Genomic DNA, 24,465 nt, shown 5'->3' on the forward strand with positions numbered 1-24,465 from the left:
GCCGTTCTTTAGGACTGCATGCTTTCAAATTTATCACCAATTAATAGGATCAGGTCTTCTTCAAGTCCGTTCTCGTCATTGGTTACCCATTCATCATCTTCTGACAGGAATATTTCAAATTTTTCTTCACCGGGTATTTCTACATAAAAAAATACTTCTTCGTCAATTTCAGTTTCGGTAATTCTTACCTGAATCTCTGCTCCTTCATAGGATACAGTAAAATTGTATATGATATCTTCCATCGGCGGCAAAGATATTTATATTTGCCTTATGAAGTATTTTTTAGCCTGTTTGTTTTTATGGGTTTTTCATTTCAATACAGCCTCGGCACAGAATCTTGCCCTGGAAGATTTGAATGGCTACATTGGACAAACTGTTTTCAAAGTTAATGAGTCCCTAAAAAGTAAAGGCTGGGTTATTCATCCTGAACTTTCCGGAGAGCAGCAGAACCAGCTTTACAAAACATTTGCCTTCGGTAATGCCGAAAATGAACAGGGAAAAGCGATTTCCTGGTTCCGTATCCATGCAGACAACCAAATGGTTAACCAGCTTTATTATCAATTGCCAGGTAAGGCAGAACTGGAGACCTTAGTTGCTGCTATTATCGCGGGTGGCGCACAGAAGAAAAATATAGACGAGATTTCTAATGAGCAGCTCAGTTCTTACTATATCGGTTATGATCTGGTTTATCAGACTATTACCGGGAAAGACAGCTATACACTCATGGTCGTTAAAAAACCTCTCCAAGATTGATCTGAAAGCCAGAAAAACCTTTACTGAAACCGTAGTCTATCGCAATATTAGTATTAGATGCCTTATTGAATTTTATTCTCAGTCCTGTACCTGCTGCCGGATGAATCTTCTTAAACTGATTATTGGCTTCTGTCACTGAGGTTGCGTTGGCAAACACTACGAAACCAAATAATCCATTATCTGTAATGTCCCTGCGGTATTCTCCTTCCATATAAAATAAGCCCTTTCCACGATAGCGATTCTGATCTATTCCCCGTCCCGATTTGTTATATGGATCCCAACCAATACTAGGCAGGTTAAGGTAGGGGATATTGCTGGATAGTCCGGTCCAAAGATAAGTCCAGAGTGCGAGTACATTTTGCTGGTGGGGTCTGGTGTTCAGGGGAATATATTTACGTGCATCAATATAAAGTGACTTCCAGTTGGTTTTACTACCCAGAAATACAGGATTGTTTCTCACAACCAAGTTAAGGTAGGCACCCGGAAGTGGGTTAATTGAACTGTTTCTAGTATCATATAATACGTTCAGTGAAATTCCGGAAGAGAAGGAGTTATTGCCTTGTTCTGTGCCGACATCGTAACCTGAAAATTCCTGCAGGCGCTGTTCTGGTGTTTTGATATTCACAAAGTAATCTAGATTGTAACCCAAACCGACGTAAAGAAAAGGTTTGATTCTTTTCAAAGCACTCTGATAGAACCTAACATATTTATAATCGACCAGCATTTTCTCATCTTCCTTGCCGCTACCTATTCCCCAGGTATACTGCGGATACACGAGAAAACGGGTGTCTCCCTGAATATTCCAGGAGTTATCCGAAAGCCAGATACTGGAACGTAAAGGTAATCCGAAACGGCTTTTGAAATTCCAGTAGGGCGTGAAAGTAACGTTGGAAATATCCGTAGTTTTTCTATCCCCGAGATAAAAACCCGCACTGGTGGAGGTAATCAACGCACGGCCACCCCCCGGTACAGTAGCACCTATTGGAAGCAAAGAAAACATAACCTTCTTAGGGTTTTCCTGACGCGCAGGCGAAGTTCTGATATGAAATATAGATTTACCTATATCAATCAGATCTCTCTTCCTCGCCGTGTCCCGGACTTCATTATTTACTTTAAGCGCATTGTTCGCATTTTGCGCGCTGGCGTTATAAGAAATGAATAAAAAAAGGAGGAACGTTGTACTTTTATGCATATAGAGCCGAATTTGTAATTCGCATATGCAATTAGTTTGCCAAACGAATAACTAAAGCATTTTTGCTTAATTGATACAATTAATGGCTATCAATAAAATGCCCGATACGCCCTGCTATGGGTTTCAGAACATTGTAAACGGTTGTCCACTTAGCCTCGGGTTGGCTTACTGTATCCTTTAAAAGAATTCCCAGTAAAGAGCCGTCACAAAAAATGCGGTACTCGGTGTTGTCTTCTTTGCCGATGATTAATAACTCTCTTGCTTTACCTTTAAAAATATCCTTATATATATACTGCTGCACGGGCCTAGATAGCTTTAATTTGTTTTCTGTTGAGTTTAAATACTGCGTACATAATTACCAGTGACATAAATATTAGTATCATGTAGCTGTAACTCAGGTTTCTTTCGTCACTTGCCGGTAATAATGAAATGATCCCATAACTCATCATGGATACAATAACATAATTTATTCCGCCGGTAAGTCCGCCCGCAATTCCTGCATTTTTAGGAAACTGACTCAGACAGTAAGTAAAATAATTATTAAAGGTGAAACCGGCACCCACGTGTATAACAAATGCAAAGCCTAATAATGTATAGAGGTTGTTTATATATAACGTGCTGATCCACATTAGTGCTACAAAGACAACCTGAATAGATACATTGACGATTAGTCTGTTGAAGAAAGGTTTATTGATAGTTGCCTTGCCAATAAAACCACCCGTCATCCAGGCAAATCCCAGGAATAATGAACTGTATCCTGCAATGATCGGAGAAAGTTTGAAATGATGTTCTATGATGAAAGGACCAGACATATTATAAATCATAACCATCGAATAGGCAAGCCCAAGCATGATAATTCCCAGTGTAAAACTCCAGGTACGGATCATATCAGCGTAAACCAATGTGATCTTCTTCAGGTTAAATTCCATAGCGTGTTTAAGCGTTTCTCCGCTATAAACAAATTCCAGTATGGCCAGCAGGATGGCAAAACCGCCCAGGAAATAAAAATTGGATTCCCAGCCCATAGAAGTTTGAAGATACCCACCTATAAAAGGGGCTATAATCGGGCCTGTAGACCATATAATAGAAAATAAACTTAAATAGTGTTTGAGTTTTTCGCCGGTAAATAAATCTACGAAATAAGCTCTTTTAGCCACAACGATTGTACCCACCGTTAGACCATGAATAATTCGCATCAGGTAAATAAGGTAAATCTGGTGGGTTGTTGCAATTACAAAACTGGCTCCCGCAAATATCAGCAGACTGATCAGACTGAGCTTATATCTGCCAAAGCTATCCAGCACACTACCTATAAATAGTTGCGATAATCCGTAACTGATTAGAAAAAGACTTAATGTTAACTGGACCTGTATGTCGCTGACCTGTAGCGATGCAGCCATTGAAGGTAGTGAAGGTATGTAGACATCGGTGGCAAAGCCAGATAGCGGCAGCAGTGCGAATGCAAGCAGCGTAGCCATCCCCTGATTCTTCGATTTGATTGTTTTATGTGTTAACTTGCTCATCATAATAAGGGCGCAAAAGTACAGCTTAAAATGATGCGTTATGACAGGACTACGTCAGATTGTATTTAGTACTTGTCTATATGGAGTATATTACTTAAATTATGCAATATAAATTCAGGAACTGATCAAGATAAAAAAGTCCTGTGAGCGGGCATCCGCGAAGGGCAGGCACACCATAAACGAATGTCCGGTATACTATACAGAAGGCCCGCATTTATTGCAGGCCTTCTGCGTCGATAAGCATGGCTAACCTTGCTTTCTTACATATTTGGTCAGGATAACAATCAGCTGTCCTTCTACTTTTCCTTCGATCTGGTCTGTGTTATCTTCAACTATTCTAATGTTCTTTACTACCGTACCCATCTTCGCATTTAAAGTAGATCCTTTAACATCGAGCGATCTGGTGAGCACCACTGAATCTCCAGTCTGCAGAATGTTTCCGTTGGCGTCTTTATGGAAATCTATTGTTGTATCATTCTCATGATCACCCGTGCTTTTTGCCCAGGCCAAAAGGTCGTCATCCAGATACATCATATCCAGGTTATCAATTGCCCAGCTTTCGTTGCGTAGACGATTAAGCATCCTCCAGGAAACGACCTGCACAGCCGGAACTTCCGACCACATACTTCCGCTTAAACACAACCAGTGCTTGCTGTCAAGTTCTTCTTTCTTTTCCAGCTGCACTTCGCATTTACTGCAAATTAATATTGTATTGTCTGTTGTACTTCCATTAACTGGCGGAACTTCGTATAGTCTCAGCGAGTCTTCCGATCCGCATAACTCACACTTATTCTCACTTCGTTGTTGTATTTGTTCTTCCAGTTTCATGTTTATACTTTGTTAATGAACGGCGAAGATAAATATTTTATGCAATAAGACCTTTTCTGTAAATGTATTGCTAATATTGATAGTTAACAGAACCCGGAATAGTTATTTTTATCCTAATTTAATTAGTATATTTCCTGCTGAGGAACCGCTGCCAATTGCCGGTTCCATAATCATTAATATTGCTTATGAGAATTGAAGAAACTTACATTATTGGTCTTCCTGTGAGAACTACCAATGAAAATGGCCAGTCGGCAAAAGACATACCTTTATTATGGGAGCGTTTTTTTTCAGAGAATATTGCTGCGGGGATACCTGGTACGACAGGGCCGGAGGTCTATTGTATCTATACTGATTATGAAGATGACTATACCAAGCCTTACACTACCATATTAGGATGCCCGGTTGCCGACCTAAGCCAGATTCCGGAAGGATTAACCGGTCATACTATTGCTGCCGGAAACTATAAGCATTTTCAGGCTAAAGGGAAATTGAATGAAGGAATAGTTTATAAAGAGTGGACCGGCATTTGGAATTCCGATATCCAAAGGACTTATGATTCCGATTTCGAAATTTATGGTGAAAAGGCACAAGACCCTGAAAACGCAACGGTGGATATTTTTATTTCCGTCCCCCGATAATGAATTCCGTACAGCCTTTGGAATTAATATAAACTTAACACAGGCTGAACGTGGGTTTACCGCGCCGACGTTAGTTTTGCCCGCAAGCCGTTATTTGCGGACAAAACTAATCAAGACGGAATTCAGGTAAACTAAAATAAATGAAAAGAAGAGATTTTTTTAAGAACAGTACCCTTGTCGCGGCGGGTTCATTGCTGGCCCCTTTATACGGCTTTTCAGCCGGAACAGACTTGGCCGGTTCAGCAAGCGGAACGGCTAAGAACATTATATTTCTGGTTAGTGACGGAATGAGTATCGGGACGTTAACACTGGCCAATCTCTTTGCGCAACGTAAATTTGGTAAGGTAACAAACTGGATCTCATTATATGAGCAGCAAAAGGCAGTTAGAGCACTAATGGATACTGCATCTGCAGATGCGTTAGTAACAGATTCTGCTGCGGCAAGTTCTGCGTGGGGTGGAGGAGTGCGGGTTAACAATGGCGCCATCAACGTCGGGCCGGATGGTACTTTTCATAAACCTATTTTGCAGAAATTTAAAGACGCAGGCAAAGCAGTAGGCTGCGTAACTTCTGTTCCTATTACCCATGCCACACCTGCAGGTTTTTGTGTAAATAGCGATGCCAGAAGTGACCAGGATGGAATTGCATTGCAATATCTTGATTTACGTTTTGATGTGATGCTGGGTGGCGGAGAAGAATTTTTTGATGGTGCAAAAAGAAAAGATAAAAAAGATCTTTTTAAAGCTTTTAAAGAACGAGGATATTCGGTGCTCCGTAATAGAAAAGAACTTCAGGCTCAAGATTCAAAAGAGACCAGACCGGTTTTGGGTGTTTTTTATGAAGATGGCCTGCCTTATGCACTTGACAGAAACAGTAGTTCTGAATTGACCGCGCAGACGCCTTCTCTCGCTGAAATGACCAAAACTGCAATTCAGCTGATGGACGGCAAGAAAAACGGCTTTGTGTTACAGGTGGAAGGCGGAAAAGTTGACTGGGCAGCACACGCTAATGATGCTGGAGCATTAATATCCGATCAGCTCGCTTTTGATGAGGCTGTTGGAGTTGCTGTTGAATTTGCGAACAGGGATAAAAACACATTAGTGATCATTACTACTGATCATGGGAATGCAAATCCTGGTTTGTTCAGTGCTGAAGGCGATGTCAATGCTAATTTTGACCGGTTTATGTCTTTCAAGCAAACCAACGAATGGGTATTAAAGGGAATTACTAAAAATGATTCTCCGGTCCAGGTTATCGACAGAATTGAAGCCGCGCAGAAATTGGTGTTTACGAAGGCTCAGGCTACAGAAATTCTATCTCACTACCTTAAACTGGACGACACCGGTTTGTATAACCCTAAAAAACTGCCTTTCAAATTATATGGAGAGCTACAATCTAAACATACATCTGTGTCTTTCGGCTCTATGAACCATTCGGCAGATTTTGTAGAACTAGCGATGTTGGGGCCTGGCAGCGAGCAATTAAAACCTTTTATTAAAAATACAGATTTGCATAACCTGATGCTGAAAGCAACAGGCGTGATGAAATAAATTGCTTATCTGCAGCAGGTTTATGAATTAAATCTGCTGCAGATATCTACTAACTCTATTCTGATATGTATTTTTGCTATCAAGCCATCGATAAAGGTGGATGAGACCTAAGAATATGATATTTTTTAAAAAAATGGCTTTCTGTGCACTGTTTATGTCCATTGCCAACTCTGGTTTTGCACAGCATAACGTTTTACGGCAAAAAGCAGAGGAGTTGGTAAAATCTAAACCAGCCGCTATTGGTTTTTCAATTATAAACCTGAAAACAGGAGACACACTTTCTGTAAACGGAGAGAAACATCTGCCTATGCAAAGTGTTTATAAATTTCATCTTGCCCTGGCGGTGCTAAAGCAGGTGGATCAAAATAAGTTCACACTTGATCAGAAGATCCTGGTTAAAAAAAAGGATCTGCTACCAAATACCTGGAGCCCCCTAAGAGATAAGTATCCAGGGGGTAATATAAAATTACCGCTATCGGAAATCTTGTTCTATACTGTCGCTCAAAGTGATAATAATGGCTGTGACATTTTATTCAGACTCCTGGGTGGCCCGGAAATAGTAAATAAATATATCCATAGTCTGGGTATCAAAGATGTAGAAATAAGATCTACAGAAGAACAGATGCACGCTGACGATCAATTGCAATTTAAAAACTGGACGACCGCAAATGCTGCTACGCAGCTGTTGAAACGTTTCTACATGGGTCAGTTACTTAAACAACCGACAAATGATTTTCTGATGAAAATTATGGCAGGAACAACTACAGGTACAGGAAAGCTCAAGGGGAAACTACCCACAGGAACAGAGGTTGCACACAAAACAGGCTATTCCGGTCAGAATGAAGCCGGAATTATTGCAGCGACCAACGATATTGGCATTATAACGCTGCCAGATGGAACTCATTTCGCTATTGCCATATTTGTATCTATGACCGCATTAGATGAGAAAGCATCAGACCAGATTATTGCTGAACTTGCAAAACTGAGCTGGGATGAATTCGCTTCATAAACCGGATTAAGTCTTTAGTAAAGCGCTCCGGATGCTGATAATGAATATTATGTGTTGTGTTTTGGTAGATAATGTATTCTATCAACCGCGAATGTTTTTGGTGTAAAGCCTGATTCTCTTTTTCAAAAGGCATGGGATCATTTTCGCTAACCGGATCGAGCAGGAGTAGGGGAACATTTAGGTTTCTGAAGATGGCCCCAGGATCCATTGTTACAATTGATCTCGCAAATAAGGGGACGGAGAATGGCCTTAAAATCAGGTCAAGAAACTGTTTGCTGCTTGCCATTTTAAAAAGAGGCATCATTTTATCGTAAATAACAGACCATTTTTTTGCAGAATCCATACGAAGCAATGCTAGAATGGCGAATTGATTTCCATTTTCATCAGGTTCATACAAGGCTTTGTAGGCATCAAATTCAGAGGTATAAGTGGTGTCCCAAGGCATTTTTTCTGTCAGGTCAAATTCGGCGGCTTTTTGCATTAAAGCTTCGGTTCCAAGTTTATGATAATAGTTGCTGAAAGGCACAGAACCTCCATCCTCAAGAATTAATCCTTCAACTTTTTCAGGATAAGCATCATAAAAGGCAGTTGCAATATACCCGCCTCTGGAAAAGCCGCCTATAAATGCTTTTGGTATATTAAGCTTGTCGAGTAAGAATCTGATATCATCAGCGACGTGGTAAAGCGATACCTCATGTTTCGGGATTGCAGTTTGTCCATGTCCGTAGTAATCTATTGCGATCACATAAAAACCAGCCTTTACAAGACTGTCAGCGATATTCAAGAGCTCATATCCATTATTCATACTGCCATGAACCCAGATCAGGCATGGTTTTTCACGATCTCCCCAGCTCAGGTAATGCATATTGACATTGTTTGTCTGAATAAAATTCCCATGTTCACGCTCAAAAGTCAGGAACTGATTTTTGGCGCTCAGATAGCGTTTCTTCATTTCCGCATCATCGGCTGTTTTCAGTTGCGCCATGGCAGGCAGACTGAAATGGGTTGTCATTATTAATAACAGAAATAGTATCAGCCTCATAGCTCAAAATTAGAACTTAATGTCAATTTTTTCTATTTTTACACCAATCGCAATGAGAAAATTAGATAAAGTTTCATATAACCCTGTGACAAAGCACTGATCCGTTTTTGAATCCATCCATACTGATCTTATTCCTGATCAGGTAATTCTACTTGTCTCTTTTATTTACATTTTTCTTCGATATGTCTTCACGTATTCGTTTTTTCGACTTTTCGCAAAAAGTTAATTATAAAACCGAAATTTTGGCTGGCCTGACTGTGGCGATGACCATGATGCCGGAATCTTTATCTTTTGCAATTTTAGCAGGATTTCCACCACTGGCTGGTTTGTATGCTGCGTTTATAATGGGTTTAGTCACTTCGGTTTTTGGCGGGCGCCCCGGCTTGATTTCCGGTGGGGCGGGTGCAGTAGTGGTTGTTTTAATAGCCTTGATGAACTCTCACGGAATAGAGTTCGTTTTCGCGGCGGTGGCGCTGGCCGGTGTAATCCAGATTATGATCGGGCTCTTCAAGCTTGCCAAATTTATCAGGCTTGTCCCTCAACCGGTTATGTACGGTTTTGTAAATGGTTTAGCCATAATCATATTCATGGCACAGCTTAAGCAATTCAAAACCATTTCCGGTGGGACGGAAGTCTGGCTAACAGGTATGCCTCTTCTCATAATGGGGAGTCTGGTTGCATTAACTATTGCAATTGTTATATTCCTGCCGAGGTTCACGAAGGCAGTTCCACCTTCTCTTGTTGCTATCGTAGTCGTCTTTTTTATTGTGCTTATTTTTGGTATCCAAACCAAAACTGTTAGTGACATCGCCTCAGTAAGTGGTGGTTTTCCACCGTTTCATATCCCGAATATTCCGTTAAATCTGGAAACGCTTCAGGTTATATTTCCCTATGCTTTAATTATGGCCGCAGTTGGTTTAACAGAAGGCTTGCTTACCCTCAACCTTGTGGATGAAATTACAGCGACCAAGGGTAATGGAAATAAGGAATGTATCGCGCAGGGGAGCGCAAACATTCTCAATGGTTTTTTCTTTGGTATGGGCGGTTGTCCGATGATTGCGCAAACGCTGGTTAATCTTTCTGCAGGTGCAAGGGCCAGGCTTTCTGGAATTGTCGCTTCATTGACGATATTGTTGATTATTTTGTTTGGCGCGCCTGTGATCGGACGGGTTCCTATGGCAGCGCTAACCGGTGTAATGATTATGGTGGCGTTCGGGACTTTTGAATGGGTAAGTCTTAAGATCTTTAACAGGATGCCCAGACAGGACGTATTTGTAGGGATACTGGTTGCAGTAATTACCGTTTTATTGCATAATCTTGCCTTGGCTGTATTGATAGGGGTTATAATTTCTGCACTTGTTTTTGCATGGGAAAGTGCTAAACGGATCCGGGCAAAGAAATATATGGATGAAACTGGTGCCAAACACTATGAGATTTATGGTCCGTTGTTTTTTGGATCCGTTGCAGCGTTTAATGACAAATTTGACATTATGAACGATCCGCGGGTGGTAATTATAGACTTTAAAGATAGCAGGGTTGCCGATATGTCTGGAATTGATGCGCTGAATAAATTGACAGAGCGTTACCAGAAAGCGGGTAAAAGCCTTCATCTGCATCATCTGAGTGAGGACTGTATTAAACTGCTAAAAAACGCAGGTGACGTGATCGAAGTGAATATTCTTGAAGATCCTGAGTATAAGGTCGTAGCCGACTAGTGACTGGGTGATTAATAATATAAAACCACCAAAAAAGCGATGACTCTTTTGGTGGTTTATTGTACGTAATCTTTATTTATAAAATTCTGGAATTGGATTTAATTTCAGATTTAAACGCTGATGCCAGTATGGATAAACGGGCTCGACTTCACTTGCTTTATCCAGACGTTTAATCTGATCTGTGGTTAAGTTCCAACCAGTGGCGCCAAGATTTTCAATTAATTGCGCTTCGTTACGTGCACCGACAATTATACTCGAAACGGTAGGTCTCTGTAGTAACCAATTGAGCGAAATCTGAGATATGGATTTTCCTGTTTCTTCTGACAGTTCTTCTAAGATATCTGTAATTTTAAACAGATGCTCTTTCTCCAAAGTTGTCTCTGGTACCGGGCTTCCACCCTCTATTACACGGCCTGTGCTTGGCCAATCCTTTTTCCGGCTGAATTTTCCACCAAGACGGCCTCCGGCTAAAGGACTCCAGATTAGAGAACCTACATTCTGATCCAGACCCAATGGCATCAGTTCCCATTCGTATTCCCTGTTGCTTAGGGAATAATAGACCTGGTGTCCTACGTACTTGTTCCAGCCATATTTCTCTGCGATACCCAACGACTTCATTAAATGCCAGCCCGAGAAATTCGAAGCAGCGATATAACGTACTTTCCCGCTCTGAATTAAATCGTCCAGGGTGCGGAGTGTTTCTTCTACGGGCGTATTACCGTCGAATCCGTGCATATGGTAGATATCCAGATAATCGGTACCTAATCTTTTTAAACTGCCTTCAATCTGTCTGAGTATATGAAATCTGGAAGAACCCTGGTTATTTGGAGCTTCTCCAAAAGTAAATGTGCTTTTGCTGGATAGTAATATTTTATCCCTTTGCTTGCCGGCAATGGCTTTTCCTAATACCTCTTCAGCTAAACCGTCTGAATAGATATCGGCGGTATCGAACAGATTTACGCCATGCGCTAAACATGTATCTATTAATCGGGTCGCTTCTGCTACCTGCGTCTGTCCCCATGCTTTGAAGAACTCATTACTTCCTCCAAATGTCCCCGTCCCAAAACTTAGTACCGGAACAAATAAACCAGATGCTCCTAATTGTCTGTATTCCATTTTATAGTGATTTAGTGTTAATAAAAACCGTAATAAAAAAACAGTTCATTATTTATAACACAATAAATATCAGTGAATAGTTCGGTTAGAGGATTAAATTTTAAAATGACTACATCCAGATTACAATTTCTTAACCGTCATAATTTGTCACCTGGAAATTGATTCCAGCACCGATTTACGTAAGTATTTACTGATCGGCACCCGATATTTCTGAATGGATATGATATTACCCTCTATGGAATCTATATTATTTATGCTTGCGATATAGGATTTGTGCGTTTGTATAAACCGTTTTACAGGTAGTTTCTCCAACAGCGCTTTAATCGTACTTAACGTAATTATTTTTTTATCCCGGCAATAAATTGCTACATAATTTTCCATGCCTTCAATAAACAGAATGTCGTCAAAAACGATTTTCTCTAACCGACCGTTTGTTTTTACGAACAGATAGGGCAGCTGATCTTTACTTTGTTTGAGCTCAAAATAATTTCTGGCCTTCCATGCGGCTTTAATGAACCGGTCGTAGGAAATTGGCTTAAGCAGATAGTCTATTACTTCCAGTTCGAACCCTTGAATGGCATACTGTTCAAATGCGGTTGTGAATATAACTTTCGGCGGGTTTTGTACAGTTTCCAGAAACTCAATTCCAGAGATAAAGGGCATCTGTATATCCAAAAAAAGGAGATCTACTGGTCGGTGGCTCAATAAATCACTGAGTTCAATCGCATCTTCACATGAACCTCTGAGTTCAAGAAAATCTATTTTTTCGATATACCCTTGTAATCCTTTACGGGCATAAGGTTCATCATCTGTTATAATACAACTGATCGGGTTATTCATAGTCAATTTTTATAGTGGCTTTAAAACTGTCCGCCTCTTTTTTAAGTGTCAGTTCATGCCGTTCTCCGTAGAGCAGATCCAGTCGTCGTTTTAAATTTTCCAGGCCAATACCGCCAGACTTTAAATGTCCGTTAGTAATTAGTGGTATGGAATTCTGTACACTGAAAGTTATCCATTTCTGATCTATACTGGCATTCACACTCATTTTATAGGCTCCACCGATAAATTTAAACGCATTTTCGACCAGTGGTAAAAAAAGCAAAGGATAGACCAGCTGATCACTCAGCTTTTCGTCGAAAAACAGCTCCAGTCTAAGCCGTTCACTACTACGGATCTTTTGAAGATCTATATAACTTTTAAGATAAGCTATCTCTTTAAAAACAGGAACTTTTTGCTGCTGATCGTAAAGCTGATAGCGTAATAACTCTGAGAATTTTTCAATACTCTTTTTTGCGCCGGGTAAATCCTCATCCATTTGAAAATAAACTGTGTTTAACGCGTTAAAAAGGAAATGAGGGTGATACTGTGCTTTTAGAAATTTAAGTTCAGTTTCCAGTTGCTGATTAGTTATTTTTTCCAATAGTAACCGATTACCGACATAAGCTTTAAGCCAAAGCCTACTGCGCGCAATGCCGTAATAAATCAGCGCATAAAGTGTCGGTATGATAGTGAGGTCAGCAAGATCTCCCCAGGAGAGCCCATCATCGGTCAATGCACACATTGGAATAAATACGGTGCTTACAACAATTAAATTCGCGATGACCAGCAAAGCCAGTTCCTTTAATACGCCGTGATAATTACTTTGTAATGCGCTGGTAAGATCGTAAAAACGGAAGAGTTTTTCGAAGGTATATACGCATAAATAGCCAACGAGTACACTACAGGCCATTTCCAGCAAATTTAACATCCAGTCCCGTTTCCAAAACTGTTCGTCGACAGCCAGGTCATGCAGCAATCTTATGGTGAAGTAAATGAGTAGTCCGTAGAAAGCCGGGGAAATATATTTACGGAATGTATTCATCTGGTGCCAGTTGATTACTGATTGGGGTTTTCGGCTTCATGCCGAATAGCAGACGCGTTAATGCAAAAGGACGGATCAGTAAATGATAAGTAAGCAGGGTAATAAAAAATGTGAACCCTAAAGTATAAATATATTTAGATAAAATACTTTCGTGTTGTAATGGAATTAAGTAATAAACCAGAATAACAATGACAGTTTGATGCAGAATATAAAAGGGATATGCGGCCTGATTCATGTAATTGAGTGCTGAGGCTTTACGATTTAAATAGTATTTGCCATAACCGACGAGTGCGAGTACCCAACCCCACGCGACGATTGGTTTGATGGCATCAAAGAGGTATACATACAGGTGGCTGGTAAAAGGCCAGTCCTGATTGCCCGGTTCTATTTTATTCCATCTAAGATAATTAAGGAACATGATTGCTAAAAAGCCTGTAGTTAGTGCAAAACGTCGGTTTCTTTCCAGGCTATCCATTAATTTTGGTTGCACAACACAGATAAACCCAGCCAGCAGGAAAAAGATCCAATAGATAAAATAACCGCCGTCATTTATCAGGTCGTTGGTTTCCGGATATTTCCTGCTGAAAAGGGCATACCAGATCACACCTGGAATTATTAGTAAGTAAACCCTCTTACCTCTGGTTAATGATTCCAGTAAATTTTTAAAGGTTTCACTTTTGCCGGCACTCATCCAGGAAAAAAGAGGTGCAAGCATGATGTCGTAAATAAACAGATAAGCTATAAACCACAGATGATGCCAGCTAAAACTGCCTTTAGGATACAGTATGAAGTTAAAAACATCAGGATACCAGCTCCAGAAATTGCCCTGATATCCGCTAGCGAGTCTTTCCATATAGATCTGTGGGGGAACAATTATAAACATTCCGGCTAGAAGCGGAATGAAAAGTCTGCGAAACCGGAGACCTATAAACGTTACTGCAGAACGTTTTTGCATCATATAATAGCTTACCGTTCCTGAAATAAAGAATAGCAGGGGCATACGGAACAGATGCAGGAAAAAGTTAGACTCCATTAATAAATTACTGGTTTCCGCATTTTTAAGGTGCCATCCATCTTCGGCAACAAAAGGCATTGCTGAGTGAAAAAATAATACACCCGCAATAGATAAAATTCTTAACCAATCCAGATAGGTCTGTCTTTCTGTATTTTTCATTTACATTTTCTTTTGATGCAAAAGAAAGATTTAGACTTATCGGATAAGATTTTTCTTGACCAGGGGGTATATTTCACTGATAAGCGGGCATTATTCTAAAATTGAATATCTTCAGCATTGATTAATTCCTAAATTTACCAGATACCTATTCTTAAAATTATGAAGCCGACTATTGTTTTTATCAAAAGAATCCTGTTCAGTTTTTCACTCTTATTCTGCCTTTTTCTTGGAGGGACGAAGAGTTACGGACAGACTGCCGTTTTACCTTTGCAGGACATTTCTTATTATAATAAGGCAGAATCTGGTGATGATTCTTACCTCAATGCGCAGTGCAAATTAGATGTTTATTATCCAAAAGGCGTAAAGAATTTCGCGACAATTGTTTGGTTTCATGGAGGAGGAATTACTGGAGGGAAGAAAGAAATCCCGCAGGAATTAAAAGATAAAGGTGTTGCCGTGATCGGTGTTGGATACCGGTTATCGCCTAAAGCTAAAGCACCCGCTTATATTCAGGATGCTGCGGCAGCGGTCGCCTGGGTTTATAAAAATATTGAAAGTTATGGAGGAAATAAAAAACTAATCTTTATTTCCGGTCATTCTGCAGGTGGTTATTTGGGAATGATGATTACCCTGGACAAGCAGTATCTGAATAAGTACCAGATTGATGCAAATAGCATTGCCGGGCTTATTCCTTTCAGCGGACAGGCAATTACACATTTCACAGTCAGACAGGAAGCCGGTATAAAAGATACACAGCCGGTAATTGATAAATATGCTCCTTTATTCCACGTAAGGGCAGACGCACCACCTATGCTGCTCATTACAGGAGACAGGGAGATGGAATTGCTTGGGAGATACGAAGAGAATGCATACCTGAACAGAATGATGAAACTAGCAGGGCATCATTCAACGAGACTTTTTGAACTGCAGGGATTCGATCATGGTGGAATGGCTCAACCGGCTTTTCCACTGCTGCTGAAAGAAGTAAATGCGCTTAGTAAGAAAATACTGGCAACTAAATAAGGATGGATACAAGCTTGTTTGATGAGGCTATTTTAAAAGAATTTACACTTTCATTTAAAACTATAGAGGTTCCTGCAAGGACCATTTTGTTAAGAGAAGGTGAGATCTCTAAAAAAGCTTTTTTTATTGAGAGTGGCTGTCTGCGGGTATGGTTTAATAATAATGGCAAAGAGTGCACCACACAGTTTTTCTTTGAGAGGGAAATGGTTTCTTCGATTGAAAGCTTTAGAACAGGCGCACCCGGCCTTTTCAATATTGAATCTATAGAGCCCTGCGTGATAAAAGTAATCACTAAAGCAGAATTAGATAAGATCGAGCAAAATTCACCCATATTCCGCAAAAGAATGGAAGAAACCATTTTAAAAAGACTGTTTGTTTACCAGAAGCTCTTTTTATCAAGGATAAAAGACAGTCCGGAAAAGCGGTATCATGATTTGCTGGAAAACAATCCTGAAATGATCCTTAGAATTCCTCAGCACTATATTGCTTCTTATCTCGGAATCACTTCAGTGTCATTAAGCCGTATCCGCAGACGGGGTTGAGATTTATTAACAATTGTTATCGGCTGACCCGGCATTGCCTGATTAATTTTGTTTTCAGATTTAAATAAACAAGAGTATGAAAGCAGCAGTGATATACAATGCAAATGAGGCACCTAAGTACGAAGAATTCTCTGATCCGGTATCCGCTGGTGAAAACGAAATTCTAGTGAGTATGAGAGCGGTAGCAATTCCTAATTTTGAGAAAGGCCTGGCCAGTGGTAAACATTACGCCAGTAGTGCGAATACGGTGCCCAGAATTCCGGTAACGATGGGCGTGGGTGAGATGAAAGATGGTACGCATTTTTTCGGTGTTGGTATAGGCGGTGTACTGGCAGAAAAAGCATTGTTTAATAAGGCGCAAATGATCCGGGTCCCAGACGGTCTGGACAGTGTAACAGCGGCGGCAATTCCAAACGCTGTTGTAGGCTCTGCTTTGGCATTATTGTTCCGCGCAAATTTGAAATCCGGTGACGTAGTCCTGATTAATGGGGCAACTGGCTTTACCGGTAAACTTGCGGTTCAGCTGGCCAAACATTACGGAGCTAAAAAGGTAATTGCAACAGGAAGAAATCAGGAACAGCTTGAGGAATTATTAGAGCTGGGTGCAGATGAGGTGATATCTCTAAAAGGTACACCTGATGAGATTAGCAGAAAAATACGTGTGTTGCATGAATTTGATCCCATTGGAGTAGTTCTTGACTATACCTGGGGTAAGCCGGCTGAACTGATACTTAATGCTTTACAAGGTAAAGGTAAATTTACTCCTGTGACACGTTTCCTGACTGTGGGCTCAACTGCTGGTGATTCAATTAATCTATCTTCAGCTATATTAAGAAGTTCTGGTTTGTCACTAATGGGCTCAGGTGTCGGCAGTCTTCCGGCAGACGCACTCCGGCAATTGTTCTCTGTTGTACTTCCGGATGTTTACGCGCTCGCAGCCGCGGGTAAGTTGAAAATCGACACGGTAAGCGCCAGGCTGGCAGACGTAGAAACCGATTTTTACAAAGAGGTTGCTGCCAGCAAGAGACTGGTATTCGAGATTTAATCTGATTATAGAGTTTACTTGTCGCACAACTAAGCGGAGTGAGTGACAAACTACAGCTTTACATGCAGTAGTTTGTCTTTATAAAGCATTAGCTGGCGGCTGGAAGTTGTAAGAGACTTATTTTTCTGTGAGAGCGACTTTTATACCAAGTAGAATGAAAATAAAACCAGATGTTTTATTCATGATTTCTTCGGCTCTTTTATGTCTGTTGAAAAGTACCGCGACCTTACTACCCAGCAGTGCAAGCAAGGTGCACCAGATCAGCGTAATCAGCAGGATTATTGTACCCAGGATAAAATAGGGAGCCGGGCTGTTTATGGCTGCGTGGTTTACGAATTGAGGGAGGAATGCAAGGAAGAAAATGGCAATTTTAGGGTTTAACACATCACTGAGAAAGGCGGTGTAAAACATCTTGAAATTACTTCCTGATTTTGTAGTTACCACAAGTTCAGTTGGGGCCGGTTTTGCGGTAATGGATTTATATCCGATATAAATTAAATACGCCGCGCCGAGATATTTGATAAAACTGTAAGCAAATGCAGACTTTGCCAGGACAAGTGACAGACCGAAAGTGGCGGCAGATGTATGCACCAATAAACCCATACTAACTCCAACGGCAGAATATAAACCTGCTGTTTTACCTTTAGAAATACTTCTGGTTAACACCATGATGGTATCTACTCCAGGGCTGATTACAACAATTATAGCCGTTAATATAAAAGCAGAAAGATTTTCTATACCGTACATAAGCGGATGATGTATATGTTTGTTTCAAATATAAAATTTTGTATTATAAATAAGGATTTTTGTAATCATGAGTTCAGATTATGCCATGCGGCCGGGTTAAACTAAAATGATGCGCTATTATAACTAAGATTAATTGGTAAATTTGGACTCTTTATTCTTTTCCGGAACAACTCCATGAAAAATATCCTCACCCATAAGCCAGGGGAAACCTCCAATAATCTGCGTAAAGTATTTATACTTTTTTTAGCGTTTACATTTCTAATGGCAGCAGGCTCATTATTACTTCGGCATTCTATTTTTCAAAAGCTGCACATACTCAGCGATAAATTAAGAGAACATGCACCAGGGCAGGAAATCAGCAATATTCTGCTGGATCTGAATGGTGCCGAAAGTGATTTTCAGCAAGCTATTTTATCCGGAGAAAACGAAAAACTCGAAAATTATAAGACTAAGGTTAGCAATATCTTTATTCAGATAGAAGCTATTTTAAAAAAATACGATCTGGACAGCGGTCATGTACTCGCTAAAAGCAAAGATAGGATTGGAGAATCATTTGAGCAGAAACTCGAGCTTTCCAACCAGGTTTTTGGTCTTAAACACAATTTTGACTCTTTGCTTAAAATTACAACAATTCAGAAGATCTCTGGTTCTTCGTCAAATGATATACTTGGTAAATATCAAATTAGACGAAGTATTAAAGGCACAGTATCAAAGGCAGATACATCTGTAAGGATCATTAATGGGGAGCCTGGTAAAAAGGGTTTATTTAAGCGCTTACAAGACGCTATTGCAAATAAACAGGAGGGTGGCCAGTCGGTGAAAGTAGTGACTGTTAACCGCGAAAAGGAAATCCGGGATTCTATCAGCCGAACGCTGGCACACAAAGATTACAGTTCACAGGGTGGGCTACTGAGGAGGTTAAATGAAGAGAATAGCCGTCTGGCAAAATCTAATCAGCAACTTATTTCTACAAATTTAAGTCTGGTAATCGGATTGCACGAGTTAGTACAGCAATTGAAAGATATTCATCTGACTGAATGGGAGCAAACCCGTGCCGAGATGCTAAACCAATACCAGTCAGCGACTGAAGATATGAACACTTTTACTGGGGTCGCTGTTCTGATGGTATTAATTTTTATTGTGCTCTTGATCATCTACATCCGGAAGGCAGGTGAAGCAGAGGACAACTACCTGCTTGAAAATGAACGTGCAGTCGCATTAGCAGAACAAAAATCAGAAATGCTGGCCATTATGAGTCATGAGATCAGAAATCCTTTGACCGCGATTACGGGCATCATTTATCTGCTGAACCGGTCTGAAATGACGGAAGATCAGAAGAAAAAGCTTAATTCGATAAATCTGTCTTCCAATATGCTGATGGAAACCGTTAATGACATTCTGGACGTCAGTAAAATTGATAACCAGAAAGCAGGTGCACTACATATTGTATCCTTTCAGCCTTGCGTGGAAATTAAAGAAACGATAGCCGCAATGAGTTTTTCTGCAGAAAGAAAACATATTAAACTGCAGGCTGAGTTTACGGGAGACCAGGAGATTACCGTAAAAGGGGATCCCTTTAGATTGAAGCAGATTATGATTAACCTGCTTAATAACGCAGTCAAATATACAGATCAGGGGGGAGTAACGGTAAAAGTAACGATCGGCTCGCATAGCGATACAGAATTATTGACAGTAAGCATAATTGACACAGGGATAGGAATTCCAAAAGAGCAGCAAGCTAAATTATTTACACGATATTATCAGGCCAACCGGTCCGCAGGAAAACCTGGCACTGGTCTGGGTTTGTATATCTGCCAGCAACTGATACAGATTCAGAAAGGAAGTATCAGTGTGGAAAGTGAAGCAGGGAAAGGTTGCCATTTCAAATTTGAAATCCCGTATGCCGCTGATAAACCAGATTAGGAAGACGCCTTAAACGATCTTAACCTACATCAAGGCCGGACTGGTTATAGTTTCTTAAATTTGAATAAATAAAAAATAAGGAGAATTATGGAACTAGGAATTGGAATGTTTGGCGACTTATCATTTGATCCTCAAACTGGAAAACCCCGTCAGGCAGGAGTTAAACTTCATGAAATTCTGGAGCAGATTAAACTGGCTGATGAAATCGGACTGGACGTATTTGGTTTGGGCGAACACCACCGCCCTGACTACGCTGTCTCTTCTCCGGAAATCGTTTTGGCCGCTGCTGCAAGTATCACGAAAAATATAAAACTAACGAGTACTGTAACAGTATTAAGTTCAGCCGAACCTGTAAAAGTATATCAGGACTTTTCTACCATAGATTTGATTTCGGGCGGACGTGCCGAAATTGCTGTTGGGCGTGGTAGCTTTATCGAGTCGTTTCCGTTATTTGGGTATGACCTTAAAGATTATGACCAGCTGTTTGAAGAAAAACTGGACCTGCTTTTAAATATTAATAATAATGAAGTGGTGAACTGGTCTGGAAAATTAAGGGCACCACTGGTTAATCAGTCTGTATTTCCAAGAGCTACAAATGGGGGGAAACTGCCTGTATGGATTGCGGTTGGTGGTACACCTGAATCGGTTTTGCGTGCTGCCAGATTAGGGTTGCCGTTAATCGTTGCTATTATAGGGGGAATGCCAAAACAGTTTCAGCCGTTGATTGAATTCTATAAAGCTGAATATATTAAGAATGGTCATGATGTTAGCCAAATGCAGATCGGTATTCATTCACATACATTTATGAGTGAGGAAAGTACTGCTATAGATCAATATTATTCAAATTATGCTTCACAGATGAACAGAATAGGCTCGAGCAGAGGCTGGCCTCCATATAGCAAAGCACAATATGATGGCGGAAGGTCGAAAGAAGGGGCATTGTTTATTGGATCACCGGAAGAGGTGACTGAAAAAATCTTATACATGCATGAGTTATTTGGGATAACGCGTTTTATCGGACATATGGATGTCGGCGATCCTTCACATGCCGATATGATGAAAGCTATTGAATTATTCGGGACTCAAGTGGCCCCTGCAGTAAGAAAAGCTTTAGCTTAAGTATTTTAACAATGGCTGGATCGAATTTCCGGCCATTGCTTTTTAATGCGAGTTGGTTCCTTTAATGATTAATCTGGTAGATTTTAGCTTTACCGATAACGATACCTTTCTTGATTTCCGGATTTCCCTTGTAACCTATTTTGGCCTCTCCGAAAGCGGTAACCCTGATTACATCAGATACATTTAATTCCAATTCTGATTCACCATAGAGTGTTGCTTTCGCTGTTTTACCAGTTACGGCGAGCGTATTTATCTTACTTTCCCCGTAAGCGGTAAACCTCTGATCTATAATGTTTCCGGACTTAATCTCCAGCCTACTCTCGCCGTAGATCGTTGTACCTAGTTTTTTTAACTGAACATCGTCAAAGGATACTCTTGCTTCGCCGTAGATTAGTAAATGGAAGCTATCCTGATCTAGTTTACTTTGCAAGCGGATAGTTTCTTCTCCTCTTAAAGATAATTCCTGCAGGGTTTTGTAAGAAATCGAAACGGTTAAAACTGTTCCGGTGTAGATACTCTTTTTTATTTTACGACCGTTTTCTTCCGTTTTTTCATTGCCGGTTATCTCTTTAGCACCTTCCAGATAGACTCGTAAAGTATTGCCCTTGGACTCGATATTCACTTTTTGACGGCTCACCGTGCTGTTCTCGATAGTAACACTTTCCTTGTCACCTTTTATGAAGACAACCTGTACGTGAGGACTAATGATAACTTTATCGAAATGATCAACGGATACAACTTCCTGGGCGATTATCCTTCCAGAGGTGAACAGTGTGAAAAGGCTCAGGATTATCACGTGTTTTCTTAAATTAAGCATGGCGAAACTATTGTTTTGGGTTTATCAAAGATTGGTTTTTAAAGCTATTGAGATACTAGCAATTGCGCTGCCGATCTTCTATTTTTCGTTAAGTGGTTGAAAATAAGAGTAATAATATGAATGCTTATTTGTTTTTGTCCGGATTCGGACGTTTGTAGTCCGAATCCGGACAGTTTAACTGATGGAAACATGATCTATATATAATTCCCCATTCAGAATTGACCACTTTGCAAAAATTTGGACAGGTAAGGGGCAGTTTTGCTTTCGCTGATTTTTGCAAATACTTCAGGTGTACCGGAAGCAGTTACCTTTCCGCCGAGATCTCCTGCACCTGGTCCGATTTCAATTACCCAGTCGCTGTCGGCAATTACCTGCATGTCATGTTCAACTACGATTACTGTGTTTCCCTGGTCAACAAGCCTGCCAAGCTGAAGCATGAGTCTTTCTACGTCTGCGGGATGTAAACCGGTAGTAGGTTCATCAAGTACATACAGCGAATTTCCATGTTGAGTTCTCTGTAGCTCAGCGGCGAGCTTAATACGTTGCGCTTCTCCCCCGGAAAGTTCAGTTGCAGATTGACCGAGTTTAATATAGCCAAGTCCGACCTGGCGAACAATATCCAGACCGCGGTGTATTTGAGGTTCATCTTTAAAAAATGCCCAGGCTGAGTCAACGCTCATTGCCAGGACTTCTGCAATGTTCTTATCCCGATAGTTGATTTCCAGTGTTTTGGCATTGTATCTCGTTCCCAGACAAACCGGGCAGGGAGTGTAAACACTCGGTAGAAATAAAAGTTCGACCATTACAAATCCCTCACCCTGACAATGGCCGCACCTGCCTTTTGCGATATTGAAAGAAAAGTGCCCCGCATCGTATTTTCGTCTTCTGGATTCAGGAAGGGTGGCGAAAAGTTTACGAATTGGGTCAAAAAGACCTGTATAAGTTGCAAGGTTTGAGCGTGGAGTTCGGCCGATCGGCTTCTGGTCGACTACGACCAGGCGCTTAATAGCGTCCATTCCCTTAGCGATTTTGCCTTTCGGAGCAACGCTTATTTCTTTTTCCAGTAGGTTTATCTGCGTGTCATCGCTACCAAGTTGTTTCAATCCAAGTTGCGCTGCCACTAAAGAAACAAGCACCTGGCTAACCAGACTACTCTTTCCTGATCCGGAAATGCCTGTTACACTCGTGAAAACTCCAATTGGAAATGATACATTCAACCCCTGCAAATTATGATGAGTAACTTTTTCAAGTTCCAGCCAGCCTGCAGGCTCCCGATTATCCTTTTTCTTCTTTATTTTTTGGCCATAAAGATACTCTCTGGTTTTAGAGCCTTCGGCATTTTTTAAACCTGCTGCAGGCCCGCTGTAGATTATCTGTCCACCATTTTCTCCGGCACCCGGGCCGACATCTACGATCCACTCTGCATGGCGGATCACATCGATTTCATGTTCAACCACAAATAATGAATTGCCCGAAGCTTTTAACTTATCAAGTGCCCGGAGCAGTGCTGCTGTATCGGCTGGGTGTAAACCTGCAGATGGTTCATCCAGTACATAGACCACTCCGAACAGATTAGATCTGATCTGTGTTGCCAGGCGAAGCCGTTGTAACTCGCCTGGCGACAGGGTAGGTGTACTTCTGTCCAGCCCGAGATAACCCAATCCGAGGTCAAGCATGACGGCTAGCCTTGCAATAATATCTTCGGCTATTCTCTTGGTAACAATATGTTTCTCCGGATGTCTGTGATCTCCGGCCTTCTTTTTAGCTGTTCCATTTGCATAGGGTGTGAAAATCTTGTAAAGTGAATTTATAGGTTGCGCCGAAAGTTCAGTGATATCCATTTCGTCGAACAATATAGAGAGTGACTCTTTTTTGAGCTTTTTTCCGTGGCATACCGGACATTCAGCACTTAGCATGAATTTACTAACACGGTTTCTCATCAGTTGACTTTGTGATCCGGCAAAGGTTTGCAGTACATAGCGCCTGGCACCGGTAAAAGTACCCATATAGCTTGGCGGAATGTCCTTCTTTATGGCGTCTTGCACCTGGACTCCATTTAGGCCTGGGTAGACCGGAACTACGGGCTTTTCTTCTGTAAATAGGATCCAGTCACGATCCTTCTGAGAAAGATCTTTCCATGGAGTGTCGACATCGTAGCCGAGGGTAATTAGAATGTCGCGTAAATTTTGTCCCTGCCAGGCAGTTGGCCATGCAGCAATAGCACGTTGTCTTATGCTGAGAGTATCATCCGGGACCATAGACCTTTCGGAAACCTGGTAAACCCTTCCCAGACCATGACATTCCGTGCAGGCGCCTTCTGGTGTATTATAAGAAAAAGCCTCTGCATACAGAATATTCTGCCCTTCAGGATATTGGCCCGCCCGGGAGTATAACATGCGTAGCAGGTTAGATAAGGTAGTTATACTTCCCACTGAAGATCTGGAGGAGCCCGATCCGCGTTGCTGCTGTAATGCGATTGCCGGCGGCAGTCCTTCTATTTCATCAACTTCCGGGACAGACATCTGGTTGAACAACCGTCTTGCATAAGGAGATACAGATTCCAGGTACCTGCGTTGTGCTTCAGCATATAAGGTCCCAAAAGCAAGGGAAGATTTCCCTGAACCCGAAACCCCTGTGAAAACGACCATTGCGTCTCTGGGGATTTCCAATGATACATTTTTCAAGTTGTTTTCTCTGGCTCCTTTTACGCTGACAAATCCATTATGTTGGCTTTTACTCGCGGTTGATTTCCTTTTCATATCACATCTGAAACAGCAGTCAGGTTGGATTGTTTTTCGCCAATGGAAGCGCCTTCACATTTCTGGGAGGCGCTTCCGGCTACTAAATA

Annotated in this window: 23 protein-coding genes; 10 read left to right on the forward strand and 13 right to left on the reverse strand. The window is 41.0% G+C overall.

What is annotated here, in order from left to right; genetic code table 11:
* Window positions 1-8: 8 nt before the first annotated feature.
* Window positions 9-242: a hypothetical protein gene (locus BM192_RS10940; RefSeq protein ID WP_037444306.1), complete on the reverse strand. Its 234-nt coding sequence runs from the start codon at window positions 240-242 to the stop codon at window positions 9-11.
* Window positions 243-270: 28 nt separating this feature from the next.
* Between BM192_RS10940 and BM192_RS10945 the strand changes: the two genes are divergently transcribed.
* Window positions 271-753 (forward strand): hypothetical protein, encoded by a 483-nt coding sequence (locus BM192_RS10945; protein WP_139218430.1) that lies wholly within the window; start codon window positions 271-273, stop codon window positions 751-753.
* On the opposite strand, the gene BM192_RS10950 is transcribed toward BM192_RS10945, so the two are convergent.
* From BM192_RS10950 to BM192_RS10965, 4 genes are all read right to left on the reverse strand, one after another.
* Window positions 731-1,945, reverse strand: coding sequence for a BamA/TamA family outer membrane protein (locus BM192_RS10950; RefSeq protein ID WP_037444298.1), 1,215 nt, complete (start codon window positions 1,943-1,945; stop codon window positions 731-733). The genes BM192_RS10945 and BM192_RS10950 overlap by 23 nt on opposite strands.
* A 79-nt stretch (window positions 1,946-2,024) precedes the next feature.
* Entirely contained in the window at window positions 2,025-2,246 is a 222-nt protein-coding gene (locus BM192_RS10955) for a hypothetical protein (protein WP_037444297.1), read from the reverse strand.
* A 4-nt stretch (window positions 2,247-2,250) separates the two neighbouring features.
* Complete coding sequence (locus BM192_RS10960; protein ID WP_394358821.1) at window positions 2,251-3,471, reverse strand: MFS transporter; 1,221 nt, start codon at window positions 3,469-3,471, stop codon at window positions 2,251-2,253.
* A 243-nt stretch (window positions 3,472-3,714) separates the two neighbouring features.
* Window positions 3,715-4,296, reverse strand: coding sequence for a PhnA domain-containing protein (locus BM192_RS10965; RefSeq protein ID WP_037444291.1), 582 nt, complete (start codon window positions 4,294-4,296; stop codon window positions 3,715-3,717).
* A gap of 185 nt (window positions 4,297-4,481) precedes the next feature.
* Here BM192_RS10965 and BM192_RS10970 point away from each other — a divergent pair, with 185 nt between their 5' ends.
* The 3 genes from BM192_RS10970 (at window position 4,482) to bla (ending at window position 7,493) form a co-directional block, all read left to right on the forward strand.
* Complete coding sequence (locus BM192_RS10970; protein ID WP_037444289.1) at window positions 4,482-4,934, forward strand: GyrI-like domain-containing protein; 453 nt, start codon at window positions 4,482-4,484, stop codon at window positions 4,932-4,934.
* A gap of 140 nt (window positions 4,935-5,074) precedes the next feature.
* Entirely contained in the window at window positions 5,075-6,484 is a 1,410-nt protein-coding gene (locus BM192_RS10975) for an alkaline phosphatase (protein ID WP_037444287.1), read from the forward strand.
* Window positions 6,485-6,599: 115 nt separating this feature from the next.
* Window positions 6,600-7,493: a class A beta-lactamase, subclass A2 gene (bla, locus tag BM192_RS10980; RefSeq protein ID WP_037444509.1), complete on the forward strand. Its 894-nt coding sequence runs from the start codon at window positions 6,600-6,602 to the stop codon at window positions 7,491-7,493.
* On the opposite strand, the gene BM192_RS10985 is transcribed toward bla, so the two are convergent.
* Window positions 7,447-8,505 (reverse strand): alpha/beta fold hydrolase, encoded by a 1,059-nt coding sequence (locus tag BM192_RS10985; RefSeq protein ID WP_051760224.1) that lies wholly within the window; start codon window positions 8,503-8,505, stop codon window positions 7,447-7,449. The two genes, bla and BM192_RS10985, sit on opposite strands and share 47 nt — an antisense overlap.
* A 212-nt stretch (window positions 8,506-8,717) precedes the next feature.
* Here BM192_RS10985 and BM192_RS10990 point away from each other — a divergent pair, with 212 nt between their 5' ends.
* A complete protein-coding gene (locus tag BM192_RS10990; protein WP_037444284.1) occupies window positions 8,718-10,250 on the forward strand; it encodes a SulP family inorganic anion transporter in 1,533 nt (510 codons plus the stop codon).
* A 72-nt stretch (window positions 10,251-10,322) separates the two neighbouring features.
* Here BM192_RS10990 and BM192_RS10995 read toward each other — a convergent pair whose 3' ends face one another.
* From BM192_RS10995 to BM192_RS11010, 4 genes are all read right to left on the reverse strand, one after another.
* Entirely contained in the window at window positions 10,323-11,366 is a 1,044-nt protein-coding gene (locus BM192_RS10995; RefSeq protein ID WP_037444281.1) for an aldo/keto reductase, read from the reverse strand.
* 147 nt (window positions 11,367-11,513) lie between these two features.
* A complete protein-coding gene (locus BM192_RS11000; protein WP_037444278.1) occupies window positions 11,514-12,206 on the reverse strand; it encodes a LytR/AlgR family response regulator transcription factor in 693 nt (230 codons plus the stop codon).
* Complete coding sequence (locus BM192_RS11005; RefSeq protein ID WP_037444276.1) at window positions 12,199-13,227, reverse strand: sensor histidine kinase; 1,029 nt, start codon at window positions 13,225-13,227, stop codon at window positions 12,199-12,201. The genes BM192_RS11000 and BM192_RS11005 overlap by 8 nt, the downstream gene beginning before the upstream one ends.
* The gene (locus tag BM192_RS11010; protein WP_051760223.1) at window positions 13,211-14,401 is read right to left on the reverse strand and encodes an acyltransferase family protein; all 1,191 of its coding nucleotides are present in this window, start codon (window positions 14,399-14,401) and stop codon (window positions 13,211-13,213) included. Before BM192_RS11010 ends, BM192_RS11005 begins: the two co-directional genes overlap by 17 nt.
* A 159-nt stretch (window positions 14,402-14,560) precedes the next feature.
* On the opposite strand from BM192_RS11010, the gene BM192_RS11015 reads away from it, so the two are divergent.
* The 3 genes from BM192_RS11015 (at window position 14,561) to BM192_RS11025 (ending at window position 17,011) form a co-directional block, all read left to right on the forward strand.
* Window positions 14,561-15,424 carry an alpha/beta hydrolase gene (locus BM192_RS11015; protein ID WP_081857567.1) on the forward strand — a complete coding sequence of 288 codons (864 nt, stop codon included), beginning with the start codon at window positions 14,561-14,563 and terminating at the stop codon, window positions 15,422-15,424.
* Between the two features lie 2 nt (window positions 15,425-15,426).
* The gene (locus tag BM192_RS11020) at window positions 15,427-15,966 is read left to right on the forward strand and encodes a Crp/Fnr family transcriptional regulator (RefSeq protein ID WP_051760222.1); all 540 of its coding nucleotides are present in this window, start codon (window positions 15,427-15,429) and stop codon (window positions 15,964-15,966) included.
* Between the two features lie 76 nt (window positions 15,967-16,042).
* The gene (locus tag BM192_RS11025; protein WP_037444273.1) at window positions 16,043-17,011 is read left to right on the forward strand and encodes a quinone oxidoreductase family protein; all 969 of its coding nucleotides are present in this window, start codon (window positions 16,043-16,045) and stop codon (window positions 17,009-17,011) included.
* 117 nt (window positions 17,012-17,128) lie between these two features.
* On the opposite strand, the gene BM192_RS11030 is transcribed toward BM192_RS11025, so the two are convergent.
* The gene (locus tag BM192_RS11030) at window positions 17,129-17,758 is read right to left on the reverse strand and encodes a LysE family translocator (RefSeq protein WP_037444272.1); all 630 of its coding nucleotides are present in this window, start codon (window positions 17,756-17,758) and stop codon (window positions 17,129-17,131) included.
* A gap of 174 nt (window positions 17,759-17,932) precedes the next feature.
* Between BM192_RS11030 and BM192_RS11035 the strand changes: the two genes are divergently transcribed.
* On the forward strand, window positions 17,933-19,681 hold the full coding sequence (locus BM192_RS11035; RefSeq protein WP_051760219.1) for a sensor histidine kinase: 1,749 nt from the start codon (window positions 17,933-17,935) through the stop codon (window positions 19,679-19,681).
* Between the two features lie 87 nt (window positions 19,682-19,768).
* Window positions 19,769-20,800 (forward strand): LLM class flavin-dependent oxidoreductase, encoded by a 1,032-nt coding sequence (locus BM192_RS11040; RefSeq protein ID WP_037444269.1) that lies wholly within the window; start codon window positions 19,769-19,771, stop codon window positions 20,798-20,800.
* Window positions 20,801-20,861: 61 nt separating this feature from the next.
* Here the strand turns inward: BM192_RS11040 and BM192_RS11045 are convergent, their stop codons facing one another.
* Window positions 20,862-21,617, reverse strand: a complete 756-nt coding sequence (locus tag BM192_RS11045) for a GIN domain-containing protein (RefSeq protein ID WP_037444266.1) — start codon at window positions 21,615-21,617, stop codon at window positions 20,862-20,864.
* Between the two features lie 212 nt (window positions 21,618-21,829).
* The gene (locus BM192_RS11050) at window positions 21,830-24,376 is read right to left on the reverse strand and encodes an excinuclease ABC subunit UvrA (RefSeq protein ID WP_037444265.1); all 2,547 of its coding nucleotides are present in this window, start codon (window positions 24,374-24,376) and stop codon (window positions 21,830-21,832) included.
* Window positions 24,377-24,465 lie beyond the last annotated feature (89 nt).

Origin of the sequence: Pedobacter antarcticus, from assembly GCF_900112985.1 — a bacterium.
In the GTDB taxonomy this organism is placed as follows: domain Bacteria; phylum Bacteroidota; class Bacteroidia; order Sphingobacteriales; family Sphingobacteriaceae; genus Pedobacter; species Pedobacter antarcticus.

Coding starts and splice junctions, on each gene's coding strand:
- BM192_RS11030 (WP_037444272.1), bottom strand. CDS start 17,758: ATGTACGGTATAGAAAATCTTTCTGCTTTTATATTAACGGCTATAATT.
- BM192_RS10975 (WP_037444287.1), top strand. CDS start 5,075: ATGAAAAGAAGAGATTTTTTTAAGAACAGTACCCTTGTCGCGGCGGGT.
- BM192_RS10945 (WP_139218430.1), top strand. CDS start 271: ATGAAGTATTTTTTAGCCTGTTTGTTTTTATGGGTTTTTCATTTCAAT.
- BM192_RS11045 (WP_037444266.1), bottom strand. CDS start 21,617: ATGCTTAATTTAAGAAAACACGTGATAATCCTGAGCCTTTTCACACTG.
- BM192_RS11035 (WP_051760219.1), top strand. CDS start 17,933: ATGAAAAATATCCTCACCCATAAGCCAGGGGAAACCTCCAATAATCTG.
- BM192_RS11005 (WP_037444276.1), bottom strand. CDS start 13,227: ATGAATACATTCCGTAAATATATTTCCCCGGCTTTCTACGGACTACTC.
- BM192_RS10985 (WP_051760224.1), bottom strand. CDS start 8,505: ATGACAACCCATTTCAGTCTGCCTGCCATGGCGCAACTGAAAACAGCC.
- BM192_RS10965 (WP_037444291.1), bottom strand. CDS start 4,296: ATGAAACTGGAAGAACAAATACAACAACGAAGTGAGAATAAGTGTGAG.
- BM192_RS11050 (WP_037444265.1), bottom strand. CDS start 24,376: ATGAAAAGGAAATCAACCGCGAGTAAAAGCCAACATAATGGATTTGTC.
- BM192_RS10960 (WP_394358821.1), bottom strand. CDS start 3,471: ATGATGAGCAAGTTAACACATAAAACAATCAAATCGAAGAATCAGGGG.
- BM192_RS11020 (WP_051760222.1), top strand. CDS start 15,427: ATGGATACAAGCTTGTTTGATGAGGCTATTTTAAAAGAATTTACACTT.
- BM192_RS11010 (WP_051760223.1), bottom strand. CDS start 14,401: ATGAAAAATACAGAAAGACAGACCTATCTGGATTGGTTAAGAATTTTA.
- BM192_RS10990 (WP_037444284.1), top strand. CDS start 8,718: ATGTCTTCACGTATTCGTTTTTTCGACTTTTCGCAAAAAGTTAATTAT.
- bla (WP_037444509.1), top strand. CDS start 6,600: ATGATATTTTTTAAAAAAATGGCTTTCTGTGCACTGTTTATGTCCATT.
- BM192_RS11000 (WP_037444278.1), bottom strand. CDS start 12,206: ATGAATAACCCGATCAGTTGTATTATAACAGATGATGAACCTTATGCC.
- BM192_RS10940 (WP_037444306.1), bottom strand. CDS start 242: ATGGAAGATATCATATACAATTTTACTGTATCCTATGAAGGAGCAGAG.
- BM192_RS10970 (WP_037444289.1), top strand. CDS start 4,482: ATGAGAATTGAAGAAACTTACATTATTGGTCTTCCTGTGAGAACTACC.
- BM192_RS10950 (WP_037444298.1), bottom strand. CDS start 1,945: ATGCATAAAAGTACAACGTTCCTCCTTTTTTTATTCATTTCTTATAAC.
- BM192_RS11025 (WP_037444273.1), top strand. CDS start 16,043: ATGAAAGCAGCAGTGATATACAATGCAAATGAGGCACCTAAGTACGAA.
- BM192_RS11015 (WP_081857567.1), top strand. CDS start 14,561: ATGAAGCCGACTATTGTTTTTATCAAAAGAATCCTGTTCAGTTTTTCA.
- BM192_RS10995 (WP_037444281.1), bottom strand. CDS start 11,366: ATGGAATACAGACAATTAGGAGCATCTGGTTTATTTGTTCCGGTACTA.
- BM192_RS11040 (WP_037444269.1), top strand. CDS start 19,769: ATGGAACTAGGAATTGGAATGTTTGGCGACTTATCATTTGATCCTCAA.